General features: G+C 66.8%; 9 protein-coding genes. 3 read left to right on the plus strand and 6 right to left on the minus strand.

Translation table 11 applies throughout. The features are described from left to right. Positions 1 to 12 precede the first annotated feature (12 nt). Together ilvA and AA983_RS15910 are read right to left on the minus strand one after the other, a co-directional pair. Positions 13 to 1,314, minus strand: a complete 1,302-nt coding sequence (gene ilvA / locus AA983_RS05265; RefSeq protein WP_369798760.1) for a threonine ammonia-lyase IlvA — start codon at positions 1,312 to 1,314, stop codon at positions 13 to 15. A gap of 30 nt (positions 1,315 to 1,344) precedes the next feature. Further along, positions 1,345 to 1,476, minus strand: a complete 132-nt coding sequence (locus AA983_RS15910) for a hypothetical protein (RefSeq protein ID WP_255352611.1) — start codon at positions 1,474 to 1,476, stop codon at positions 1,345 to 1,347. A gap of 193 nt (positions 1,477 to 1,669) precedes the next feature. Between AA983_RS15910 and AA983_RS05270 the strand changes: the two genes are divergently transcribed. Next, positions 1,670 to 2,725, plus strand: a complete 1,056-nt coding sequence (locus tag AA983_RS05270) for a hypothetical protein (protein ID WP_047310983.1) — start codon at positions 1,670 to 1,672, stop codon at positions 2,723 to 2,725. A 115-nt stretch (positions 2,726 to 2,840) separates the two neighbouring features. Here AA983_RS05270 and AA983_RS05275 read toward each other — a convergent pair whose 3' ends face one another. The 3 genes from AA983_RS05275 to AA983_RS05285 form a co-directional block, all read right to left on the minus strand. Then, the gene (locus tag AA983_RS05275) at positions 2,841 to 4,301 is read right to left on the minus strand and encodes a catalase (protein ID WP_047310984.1); all 1,461 of its coding nucleotides are present in this window, start codon (positions 4,299 to 4,301) and stop codon (positions 2,841 to 2,843) included. Between the two features lie 152 nt (positions 4,302 to 4,453). Next, positions 4,454 to 4,912, minus strand: a complete 459-nt coding sequence (locus AA983_RS05280; protein WP_047310985.1) for a Fur family transcriptional regulator — start codon at positions 4,910 to 4,912, stop codon at positions 4,454 to 4,456. A gap of 58 nt (positions 4,913 to 4,970) precedes the next feature. Continuing rightward, on the minus strand, positions 4,971 to 6,947 hold the full coding sequence (locus tag AA983_RS05285; RefSeq protein WP_156170185.1) for an alpha-amylase family protein: 1,977 nt from the start codon (positions 6,945 to 6,947) through the stop codon (positions 4,971 to 4,973). Positions 6,948 to 7,257: 310 nt separating this feature from the next. Between AA983_RS05285 and AA983_RS05290 the strand changes: the two genes are divergently transcribed. Both AA983_RS05290 and AA983_RS05295 read left to right on the plus strand, forming a co-directional pair. Further along, the gene (locus tag AA983_RS05290) at positions 7,258 to 8,256 is read left to right on the plus strand and encodes a TerC/Alx family metal homeostasis membrane protein (protein WP_047310987.1); all 999 of its coding nucleotides are present in this window, start codon (positions 7,258 to 7,260) and stop codon (positions 8,254 to 8,256) included. 351 nt (positions 8,257 to 8,607) lie between these two features. Next, positions 8,608 to 9,963, plus strand: a complete 1,356-nt coding sequence (locus AA983_RS05295; RefSeq protein WP_047310988.1) for a plasmid pRiA4b ORF-3 family protein — start codon at positions 8,608 to 8,610, stop codon at positions 9,961 to 9,963. A gap of 563 nt (positions 9,964 to 10,526) precedes the next feature. Here the strand turns inward: AA983_RS05295 and AA983_RS05300 are convergent. Beyond that, positions 10,527 to 11,693: a hypothetical protein gene (locus tag AA983_RS05300; protein WP_047310989.1), complete on the minus strand. Its 1,167-nt coding sequence runs from the start codon at positions 11,691 to 11,693 to the stop codon at positions 10,527 to 10,529. Positions 11,694 to 11,811 lie beyond the last annotated feature (118 nt).

The raw sequence follows: 11,811 nt of genomic DNA on the forward strand, positions 1-11,811 counted from the left end.
AGCCCTGAACAGTCACAAAACCATGCGGAAAAGCGGCGAGTCCGGGTCGACGCGCTCGGTGCGCATCGCCGACTCCGCCATGCGCTCGAGCAGCGGCTCGAGACCGGCGGGCTCGCCGAGTTCGAGGCCGACGAGCGCCGGCCCGGTCTCGCGGTTGGAGCGCTTCGTGTACTCGAAGAGGGTGATGTCGTCGTCGGGGCCGAGGATCTCGTCGAGGAACCGGCGCAGCTGGCCGGGTTCCTGCGGGAACTCGACGAGGAAGTAGTGCTTGCGCCCCTCGTAGACGAGCGAGCGCTCGACGACCTCCGCGTAGCGCGAGACGTCGTTGTTGCCGCCGGACAGGATGGCGAGAACGAGTTCGCCGTCGGCGATCTCGACGTCGTCGAGCGCTGACGAGGCCAATGCCCCTGCAGGCTCGGCGATGATGCCGTCGCTCTGGTACAGGTCGAGCATCTCGGTGCAGATGCGCCCCTCGGCAACACTGAAACAGGGCACCTCGCCCGCCGCGATGACCGGGTAGGTGTTCGCGCCGAGCAGGCCGACGGTGGCGCCGTCGACGAAGGGGTCGGTGACCGGCACCGAGACGGGGCGACCCGCCGCGAGCGCGGCCTGCAGAGAGGGCGCGCCGACCGGCTCGACGCCGACGATGCGAGTCTTCGGGTGGCGTTCACGCACCCACGCCGTGGTGCCGGCGAGCAACCCGCCGCCGCCGACGGGAACGACGACGACGTCGGGCACCCGGCCGTGCTGGATCTCGCACTGGGCGAACGCCTCGCGCGCCACCGTGCCTTGACCGGCGATCGTGCGCACGTCGTCGAAAGCGGGCACGAGCGTTGCCCCGGTCGTGGTGGCGAACTCACCGGCGGCTGCGGCCGCCACGTCATAGGTGTCGCCCTCGACGACCGTCGTCACCCACGGGCCGCCGAGCACGCGCACGCGCTCACGCTTCTGACGCGGCGTCGTGCGCGGCAGGAAGATCGTCGCCTTCACACCGAGGCGGGCGCAGGCGTACGCGACGCCCTGGGCATGGTTTCCCGCGGACGCGCACACGACGCCGGCGGCGCGAGCGTCGTCGTCGAGTTGCGAGATGAGGTTGCTGGCCCCGCGAATCTTGTACGAGCGCACCGGCTGCTGGTCCTCACGCTTGAGGACGACGGTGGCGCCGTGCTTGACGCTCAGGCGGTCGCTCTCGGTCAGAGGCGTCGGAGCCAGGAGGCTCTCGAGGCGTGCTGCGGCGGCGTCGACGTCTGCGGCGACGACGCCGGGTGCGAGATTGCCGGGTGCGGGATCCGTCGTGCTGGTCACGGCGTCCAGACTCTCATGCACCCGACGAGGGTGAATCGGCTACTCGGATGACGGATGGCGCGCCTCGCGGGCCCGCTGCACCTTCGCGTGCCGCGAGCGGTCGAGGCGGAGCGTCAGGGCGATGACTCCCACGAGCAGCAACCCGCACACGGCACCGAACAGCGCTGCCATGACGACGACGCCGACGGGATCGTTGTTTACCGGGCCACCGTGTCATCCCGACCTGTGTCACCACTGGGAACCCTCGGCGAAAAAGCATTGTTGTCGAATCGTGTTCTCACGTGTGAACCACGCGCCTCCTTCGTGCGTCAGACATGGCAGAGTCGATGTGAGGACGCTCGACACGAGCAACGAGGGGAGCGGAATGCAGCACGACAAGCGGCACTGCGCCGAATGTGGGGAGCAGGTCTCGGGGCCGTTCTGCAGCAACTGCGGCACGCGAACGGCCGTGGGGGCCACAGCCGGCGCGAACACGAGCGGGGCGTTCTTCGACGAGGAGCCCACGCGTCTCGGTGCTGACCGCGCCGCGGATCAGCCGTACAACGGTTATGCCTCCGACGACGCGGACGAGTACGGGGGCGGCGTGCCCCCGGTGGAGCCCGCGGCGACGTCGTCCGCCCGGCCCGCCAAGACGAACCAGATGCTCGTGGCGCTCATCGCCGTTGTCGCGCTCGCCGTCGTCGGAATGATTGGCTACCTCTCCACGAACGGTCGCGGAGACGACAAGGCCGATCCGCCGCCGGTGAGCGACTCCTCCACCAGCGCACCGACGAAGAGCACGTCGTCCTCGACGTCGTCCTCGACGTCGTCGAGCACGACGCAGAGTTCGACGAGCAGCCCTGACCCCTCCACGACACAGGGCAACTCGAACGGTGGCAACAACGGCGGCGGGGGAGCACCTGCGCCTGCACCGCCGCAGACCACCGAGGAACCTGCCCCTGCACCGAGCCCGAGCACGACGGGTGTCAGCGAGCTTCCCGGCCTCGTCAAGACGACGAGCATGGGCGGTGCGGACTACGCGATGACCCGTGAGGGCAACACGGTCACGGTCTGGCGGGCCGGAAGCGAGGGCGCCAGCCGAATCGGCTCCTTCACCCTGCGTGGCGGCGGAGGAAGCAACGGACTGGACTTCATCAACCTGCCCGGCTGCAGCGCGCCGGTCGTCGCGTGGAACGCAGCGAGCGCGAGCGGGTCGGCTGCGTACGGCTACGACGGTTCGGGCTACCAGGCGTACGTGGGCAGCTCGAGCGGCAGCATGTCGCCGAGCGGTGGATCGCCGAGCTCGTACGGCGTCAACGCCTACAACGGCATGCTGGAGATCCGTGACAGCTCCAAGCAGAAGGCACGTGGTTCGGGTAACCACTTCGACAGCTGCGAGAGCGCCTCACCGGACGTGCTGCACATGGTGAGCGGCGGCTGACACGTCCGCCGTCACGCGGGGCGGCAAGACGCTCGCGGAGGTCGCAAAGGGGCCGGGCCCGAAACCACGAGATGTGGTTTCGGGCCCGGCCCCTTTCGTGCTGGTGGCCTGAGGGTCAGACCTCGAGCGCGCCGTTGGCGATGCACGCCTTGCGGACGCCCTCGCCGTAGGCCGGGTCGGCCTTCGTGCAGTTCTCGATGTGACGCTCGATCGTCTGCGCGGTCGCGCCCTTGATGGCGGCGGCCGTGTTGGCGAACAGCGCGTGCTGCTGCTCGGGCGACATGAGGCGGAACAGGTTGCCCGGCTGCTCGTAGTAGTTGTCGTCGTCCGCGCGGTAGTCCCAGTGGTCGGCGACGTGCGCCATCTCCTGATACTTCGCCATGTCGGACGCCGGCTCTGCGTAGGAGGGCTGCTCCTGCATCGCGCCGTAGCTGTTCGGCTCGTAGTGCGTCTCACTGCCCTTGTTGCCGTCGACGCGCATCTGGCCGTCGCGGTGGAAGGTGTGCACGGGGCACTTCGGCGCGTTGACCGGGATCTGGTGGTGGTTGACGCCGAGGCGGTAGCGCTGCGCGTCCGTGTAGCTGAACAGGCGGGCCTGCAGCATGCGGTCGGGCGAGACGGAGATGCCCGGCACGAGGTGCGACGGCGCGAACGCGGCCTGCTCGATGTCGGCGAAGAAGTTGTCCGCGTTGCGGTTGAGCTCGAACTCGCCGACCTCGATGAGCGGGTAGTCCTTCTTGCTCCACACCTTTGTCAGGTCGAACGGGTGGAAGCGGTACGTCTTCGCGTCTTCCTCCGGCATGATCTGCACGTACATCGTCCACTTGGGGAAGTCACCGCGCTCGATGGCCTCGTAGAGGTCGCGGCCCGAGGACTCGCGGTCTTCGGCGATGACCTGTGCGGCCTCGTCGTCGGTGAGGTTCTCGATGCCCTGCTGGGTACGGAAGTGCATCTTGCACCAGAAGCGCTCGCCGGCCTCGTTGATGAACGAGTAGGTGTGCGAGCTGAAGCCGTGCATGTGGCGGAACGTCTTGGGGATGCCGTGGTCACTCATGACGATGGTGACCTGGTGCAGCGCCTCGGGCAGCGACGACCAGAAATCCCAGTTGTTCTCCGGGCTGCGCAGGTTGGTGCGCGGGTCACGCTTGACGGCGTGGTTGAGGTCGGGGAACTTCATCGGGTCGCGGAAGAAGAAGACCGGCGTGTTGTTGCCGACCATGTCCCAGTTGCCCTCTTCGGTATAGAACTTCAGGGAAAAACCGCGGATGTCGCGCTCGGCGTCGGCCGCGCCGCGCTCACCGGCGACGGTGGAGAAGCGGGCCATCATCGGCGTCTGCTTGCCGACCTCGGAGAAGATCTTGGCCTTCGAGTACTTCTGGATCTCGGGGCTCGTCACCGTGAACGTGCCGTGCGCGCCCGAACCCTTGGCGTGCATACGAAGCTCCGGGATGACCTCACGGTCGAAGTGGGCGAGCTTCTCGATGAGCCACAAATCCTGCAGAAGGATCGGGCCACGCGGGCCGGCCGTCATCGAGTCCTGGTTGTTGACGACGGGCGCTCCCGCAGCCGTCGTCAGCGGGGGTGCTCCTGGTTGCGGCCCTGCTCGTTGTCGACCATGAGGTGCTCCTTCGGTTGGTCGGGTGTGATCGGTCAGGAGGGAGGTGCTTCGGTTCTCACCCTAGGCGCTGCCACTGACAACGGACAGGGTGAAGCGGGTTCGTCCGGACGTCAGCCCGGCGGAGTCGTCGCGCGGCATTCGGCGCAGACGCCCCAGTAGGTGACCTCGGCTTCGTCGATCTCGAAACCGGCGCTCAGGTCGCTCTCGTGGGCCGCTGTGAGGCAGGGGGTTTCGCCCACGGCGCACGGGATGTCGACGATCGTCGCGCAACGGCGACACACGAGGTGGTGGTGGTTGTCGCCGATGCGGCGTTCGTACAGCGCGGACTGCCCCGCCGGTTCGATACGGCGGATGATGCCGTGAGCCGTCATGGCGTGCAGCGCGTCGTAGACCGTCTGCATCGAGACGGCGCCGTACCCCTCGCGCACCGCCTTGAGGACGGTGTCGGCGTCGGAGTGCGGCCGGTTCTCGAGCGCTTCGAGGATGGCCAGGCGCGGACCCGTGACGCGCAGGTTGGCCTCGCGCAGCATGGTGCGCGGGTCCGGCGGCGAGGTCTGGGTCGTGGTCATACCTCTATGGTGACGCGCTTTCTGGAATGAATCAAGATAAGCGCCGGACCAATGTCAGTTAGTCACCCGCGACGAGCCACAGCACACCCCACGGCGGGAGGTGGATGTCGCCGTCCGCATCTGAGTGCACGGGTCGCGCGGTGAGGGCGTCGACGAGCCCGACGGCCGGCGTCGTCCGTTCCCCTGCCGAGGCGACCTTCGCAGCGTCGTGCACTGCGCCGAGCGTGAAGCCGCCCAGCCACTCGGCCGGCCACGTCTGCTCGGAGTCCGTGACGTTGTAGAGCTGGACCATGTCGCCCGCGGCGTGGCGGCGCCCGACGGCCAGCACGCCCGGATTCGCGACAGGCAGCACCTCGGAGGCGATCTGCCCGTCGAGCTGAGGCAGCCGGGCGCGCACCTGCCCGACGGAGCAGTGCCATTCGAAGATCGCGCCGGTGACGCTGCCGTGATCGTGACGCTGGGCGAGCGCAGTGTCGGGCAGAACCGGGCGATGAGCCCAGCGGTTGTCGTCGGCGTGGGTCGGGTCGCTTGCCCACTCGGGGTCGTTGGGCAGGGCGAGTTCGTCGCCCGACCAGATGACGGGCAGGCCGCCGGTGCCGTACGTGGCGGCGACGAGAAGCTTCATCCTCGCCATGCCGGTTGCCGTCAGGTGAGGGTTGTACGACTCGCTCGCGCCGGTCAGCGACGCCATCGTGCCGGAGATGCGTCGGTCGCCTGTCTGCGGATTCGCCTGGAAGACAAGGCCGTCCGAGAACGAATCGAACGATTCGCCCGCGTAGAAGTCGGAGAGGAACGCGCGGTGCAGCGGGCCGGAGAGGCCCACGGCGGCGGCGTCGCCGTCGTCGATGGCCCAGCCGATGTCGTCGTGGCAGCGGATGTAGGAGATCCAGGTGGCGCCCTCGGGCGTCGGCGGCAGTCCGCGCAGCGTGTGCACCGCGAGACGCGTGTCCTGGGCGGCGATCATCGACCACAGCTGCACCATCCAGGTGTTGTGGTACGCCAGATCCGACAGGCGCTCCTCGTACTCGCCGAGGCCGAGGTATTGCACGAGGTCGTGCGGCCCGACGATGGCCTCGGCCTTGAATGCGAGGCCGGGTGCCGCCATCCGCGCGACGGCACGCAGGATCGACGTCAGCGCGTGCACCTCGGGCTGGTTCTGGCAGTTCGTGCCCATGCGCTTCCACATGAACGCGATGGCGTCGAGACGCAGCACCTCGACGCCCTTGTTCGCGAGGAACAGCATGATGTCGGTGAACTCGGCCAGCACGTCGGGGTTGGACCAGTTGAGATCCCACTGGAATGCGTTGAACGTCGTCCACACCCACGCCTGGGCCTTCTCGTCCCAGGTGAAGTTGCCCGGCGCGAAGTCGGGGAAGACCTCGGGCAGCGTGCGCTCGTAGGCGTCGGGCACGGAGCGGTCGGGGAACATGTGGAAGTAGCCGCGGTACTTCGGGATGCCCGCACGCGCCTTCGTCGCCCACTCGTGCTCCTCGGCGACGTGGTTGAGGACGAAGTCGAGCACGAGGCTGATGCCGCGGTGACGCAGCGTCGTGGCGAGGGCTTCGAGGTCGATCATCGTGCCGAGGTCGTCGCGGACCTCGCGGTAGTCGACGACGGCGTAGCCACCGTCGCTGTCACCGGCGCGGGTGCGCAGCAACGGCATGAGGTGCAGGTAGGTGACACCGAGTTCGTCGAGGTAGGCGGTGCGTTCGGCGACGCCGGCGAGGGTGCCGCCGAAGCGTTCGGTGTAGGCGGCGTAACCGATCATCCGGGGGGAGGCGAGCCAGTGCGGGTCCGCCTCACGGCGTCGGTCGAGGTCGTGGAGTTCCTCGGGGCGCTCGAGGAAGCGGCGCGCCGCGATCTCGACGAGGTCGCCCGCGATCTCCTCGACGCGCTGGGGGTGGACGACACGCAAGCCGTCACGCAGGGCCGGCCAGTGGGCGCGAAGCCGCGCGATGAAGACGTCGCTCTGCCAGGGGGAGGCCGGCGTGAGGACGGACGAAGCGCGTTGGATCACCGACACGGGAAGGGGCATGGGTGCCATTGTCCCCGACTCGGAGGTGACCGGTCGGTAGGCCTCACCGGCCGGACGTTCCGGACACGTCGGCGGTGCCTCGTGGAACGCGCCACCACGGCCTGTGAGGTGCAGCGAGGGGGCGGGGCGTTCTCGTTGTTTGGGTTCGGTGTGAGCCCTTGGTAGGCTGGGAGCTTGAGGGGAGTACTTCCCACGTTCCGATTTCGGTCAATACGAGCGCGGCCAGCCGCGCTCCCGTGCGGAAGCGGCGACAGCGTCGTCGTGAAGGAGACCTCAGTTCAACACGTATGCGAACTGAGGTGTTCTCATCATGGAAACCATTGCCACACCGGCGCTCTGGACGACCACGATCGTCGGTGTTCTTGTTCTGTTCGTCCTCGACTTCATCGTCACGCGCAAGCCGCACGAGGTCTCGATGAAGGAAGCGACCGGGTGGTCGCTGTTCTACATCGGTCTGCCGGTGGCGTTCGGTGGGTGGCTCTGGTCGCAGCACGGCAGCCAGATCGGCACCGAGTACTACACGGGTTACATCGTCGAGAAGTCGCTGTCGGTCGACAACCTGTTCATCTTCATGCTGCTGCTCGCGGCGTTCGCGGTGCCGAAGGCCTATCAGCAGCGGGTGCTGCTCATCGGTGTGGCGGGCGCGCTCGTCATGCGCGCCATCATGATCGCGATCGGCGCATCGCTGCTCACCAAGTTCTCATGGATGTTCGTCATCTTCGGTCTGTTCCTGCTGTGGACGGCCGTCAAGGTCTGGCGTGACACGCGCAGCGACGAGGAGGAGGAGATCGACCCGAGCGAGCTCGGTTCGGTGAAGTTCCTGCGCCGCTTCTACCCGGTGACCGACGACTACCGTGGCACGAGCATGAGCGTCGTCGAGGCCGACGAGACCGGCAAGAAGCGCCGCATACTGACGCCGCTGGCCGTCGTCACGGTGGCGGTGCTCGCGGCCGACGCGATGTTCGCGCTCGACTCGGTGCCCGCCGTCTACGGCATCACCGGCGACCCCTACCTCGTCTTCGTGACGAACGCGTTCGCGCTGCTCGGCCTGCGCGCGCTGTACTTCCTCGTCGAGGGCGTGCTGAGCAAGCTCGTGCACCTCGGGTACGGCCTCGCCGTCATCCTCGCGTTCATCGGCTACAAGCTCATCGCGCACTGGGCGCACGACGTCTGGCACTGGGTGTGGACGCCGTCGACGGCCGTGTCGCTGTCGGTCATCATCGTGTCGCTGCTCGCCGTCACCGTCTCGAGCCTCGTCGTCACGCGCCGGCAGGAGCGCGAGGAGGCCGGGGCCGACTCGCAGAACTGACGTTCGACCCTTCAAGAGCAGCGCACCCGCCTCGTCCTTCGGGACGAGGCGGGTGCGCCCGCGTGGTGCAGGCGAGGTGTACGCGCGCACCGCATGTTTGGACGAGAGGTGGAAGTCTGTCCGATGCTCACCTGGCAGTCTTGAACCATGACGCATTTGTCCGGCGACGACGATTTGGAACGCCACCTCTTCGAACAGTTACGTCGGCTCCCGCCCGGTGCGAGCGTGGCTGATCTGCAAAGCCAGGTGCTCTCGCATCTCACAGATGATCCGGGGATGGCGGGGCTCGGAAGGTTCAGTCGCGAGCTGCCTACGAGGCCACGAGCGCACCTTCCTGAGCCCAGGCAATCCGTGCGTCTGCTCACTGTGCGGGTCGACATCGACGAGGTGAAACCTGCGACGTGGCGACGCCTCGCGCTGCGCAGCGACATGACGATCGAGCGCCTCGCCGAGGTCATCGACGCTGCGTTCGCCTGGCACGGCATGCATCTGCACCGGTTCTGGGTCGGGCCGCAGAAGCGCATCTGGACCGGTCCGTTCCTCGCGCCGCGGGATGACGAGGAGGCCGACGAGGCGTCGGGGTTCGACGACGAGGTCGTCCTCGATCAACTGTTGCGTCGGGTGGGGGACAGGCTGTTCTACACCTACGACTTCGGTGACGGCTGGAACCACACGATCAGGGTCGAGAAGGTGGAGGCGGCACCGCAGGATGCGCCCATCGCCGTCTGCTCGGCGGGGCGCAACGCGGGCCCGCTCGAGGATTCGGGCGGGCCCCACGGATACAACGACCTAGTGGCTGCGCATCGCAGCGGACGCCTATCGGCGGACGTGCGAGCGTTCGTGCCGTCAGGCTGGGATCCGGGCGCGTTCTCCGTGGAGGAGGTCAATGATGACCTCGCCATGGTCGGTGCCTCGCTCGACGAACTACTCGTGCAGGTGCGTGAAGCCTCCTCGGATCGCTGTTACGTGCCCGTGTATCTCACGATGATCGGCATGCTCGAAGGGCGAGACGTGCCGCGTATGGCCGAGATCGAGCAGATGGCACATGACTTCCGTGCGGGCCTGGAGGAGGACGGGACCGCCGGGTGGCGGCAGCTCGCCGTCGAGCCGTTGCAGTACGTGCTCGATCTGGCGCGCGGCGACGGCATCCCTTTGACCTCTGCGGGCTGGCTCAAGCCGGACCTGGTGAAGGAGCTCGCGGGGGTGATGGGTGCGCTGCCGTACGGTCAGCAGAACCGTGAGGTGAACGTGCACGAGGTGCGCGAGTTGCGTCAGCGCATGGTGAGCGGGCGTTTGTTGCGCAAGCACCGGGACCGGCTCGTCCTGGCGCCTTTGGGGCGTGAACTGGACGGTGACGTGGACGGCTTGTTCGCGTGGTTCGTGCGCCAGATCGTCCCGAACGGGCCGGCCACCGGTGAGTTCGGGCCGCTCGCCGAAGTCGGACGCGCCGTGTGGGTGGCAGCCGGTCTCGCGCAGGAGCAGAGTTCTCATCAGTTCGGTGAATTGGCGCAGATGTTCCGGCGCGCAGGTTGGGGCGTGAGCGATGGGCATCTGACGGGGTGGGATTTCTTGTGGCCCGAGGGCGCCCGCTTCGCGCGTCTCGTCCTGCGTACCCGGAACCGCCGGGGTGACGCCGTGACGTCGGTGGAGCGCTACTGCGCATACGAGGCCTTGTTCGGCGATTGGGGTGACGCCGCAGGGGTTTGATCGCTGCGGCGTGCTGATGCGGAGCGGCGGAGGGCATGTACTGCTGGGGCGGGGCGAGCGCGATCAGCGTACTTCGGCGTCACCCTCTCAGCCAGAGCAGCGCCGTATCGACATCACGAGCCGTCCAGGCCTCGCCATCCTGCGAAAGCGCAGCCCGCAGGCTCTCGACGATGCTCATGTACCGGCCGTATCGGCCAGGGCGCGGCCCTCAGCTCAATCCCCAAGATGTCGAGCGCCTTCTGCACACGACGGTCATACACGGCCATGCGATCTGGCGCAGCGGCGAGCAGGAGAGCCGACGCGAGCGCATCGCCTGTAGTGAATCCCGGTAGGGGCGTGAGCGCGCTTCGACCCGCAGAGATAACCCTGTGAAGGGTAGGGCCCGGACCTACTCGGGCCTGATGTGGTGCCCGGTCGCAGCTGAGCGCGTGGGCATCTGCGGTTGAGAAACCACCCATCTGCGCGACGAAGGACGCGCCTCCGCTGAGGTGATGCGCCCGTAGACCTGCGTGGAGGCGAACATCTTTAAGGCGCGGTCGTTCGCGCTGCTCTGCCGAGATGCCTTAGCCATTGTGACCTCCATCGGTTCGTGTACCCACATCATGCACCCGCCCGCTGACAACGCTCCCGAGACCTAGAAAAATCGTTGCTGCGCCTGAAGCGGCTAGCACGGTCCACCACCACACATCGACCCAAGGATGATGAAGATCTCCTACGACCGTGGTCGCACAGACGAACAAGCACGCCGCCGCCCCGAGGATGACCCAGCGCAGCGGCTGGACGAACATATTGGTCATGGCGCTTTCCCCCGGACGCGCTTGCATCGCTAGAACGGCAGCGGGCACACCGAGGAGGAGAGCTCCGCCCCCGCCGCCGGCAGCTACGAGGGCCGGATGCCCATGCGGGAGCAGCCTGTCGCCCAGGCAGAACAGGAACAGGAACAGGCAAACGAGGCCTGCAACGGTCCGGAGTCCCGGCGTCGGCACCCGGACAGCCATGCGGGCGATACCATCGTGACGTTCGTCTAGACGGCCCTCAAGGTGCGCAACCTGGGTTAATTGAGTGTCGCTCACCACTTCGTCGGGTCCAGAGCTTACGGCCTCATCTACTTTGAGCAGGACGGCGAGCAAGCTGGACTGCAAATCATCGGGTAGTTTCACTTCGAGATGATAAGAAGCCGCCTCGAAAGGCGCACTTGTTTCAATTTGCAGGAAGCCATCTCGATATCCGGCCGCAGTGGCAATCCGTGTCAACAAGGAGGGCCGCCCCGCATCCGATTGCACATCCCAATGGAAAGAATATTTAACCAGTATGCGACGGGACGCAATGGACTCGGGCGCCACTCCTACAAGCAGATAGTTTTCACAGAGTCGATCCAAGAGACTCAGGGACTGATCTGAAATGAGGCTAGGATCTACTACCTTATCGCCGTCGTACTCGCCCGACTGCCTGAGCCCCTTAAGCAGTTCGCGAGCTTCCTCGGGGCGCCCGACGATCAAAGCCCAAACTGCCTTGATCAACCCACTTGAGCCCTCCAGATTCCCCTCCGCCGTCTCAAACGTAGCCATCACCGCAGCAGTGGCAAGCGAAGCGTTGTCGAACCGAGACAAGACCGGCGCGGCTCGCCCCTCGATCTCAAAGTCGAAGTCGCGCAGCGGCTCCTTTCGCAGCATCGTAACAGGGATGAGAAGCTGCGTGATTGCACCTTCACCGTATCGAAGTTGGTCCATGGACGGAGCGATCAAATCGACAGAAAGTCTGCGCCGCCCCTCCGTCCTCTCGCCCAAGACCAGCCGGTCAACTTTTCGCAGTCGCCAGAGCCCCTCCGGCGCTAAGAGTTCAGCGCAA

It is taken from the genome of Dermacoccus sp. PE3, assembly GCF_001021715.1.
GTDB classification, from domain to species: domain Bacteria; phylum Actinomycetota; class Actinomycetes; order Actinomycetales; family Dermatophilaceae; genus Dermacoccus; species Dermacoccus abyssi.

Excerpts from the sequence above, each read along its gene's own strand:
- AA983_RS15910 (WP_255352611.1), bottom strand. The coding sequence starts at position 1,476 with ATGGCAGCGCTGTTCGGTGCCGTGTGCGGGTTGCTGCTCGTGGGAGTC.
- AA983_RS05270 (WP_047310983.1), top strand. The coding sequence starts at position 1,670 with ATGCAGCACGACAAGCGGCACTGCGCCGAATGTGGGGAGCAGGTCTCG.
- AA983_RS05280 (WP_047310985.1), bottom strand. The coding sequence starts at position 4,912 with ATGACCACGACCCAGACCTCGCCGCCGGACCCGCGCACCATGCTGCGC.
- AA983_RS05285 (WP_156170185.1), bottom strand. The coding sequence starts at position 6,947 with ATGCCCCTTCCCGTGTCGGTGATCCAACGCGCTTCGTCCGTCCTCACG.
- AA983_RS05290 (WP_047310987.1), top strand. The coding sequence starts at position 7,258 with ATGGAAACCATTGCCACACCGGCGCTCTGGACGACCACGATCGTCGGT.
- AA983_RS05300 (WP_047310989.1), bottom strand. The coding sequence starts at position 11,693 with ATGGACCAACTTCGATACGGTGAAGGTGCAATCACGCAGCTTCTCATC.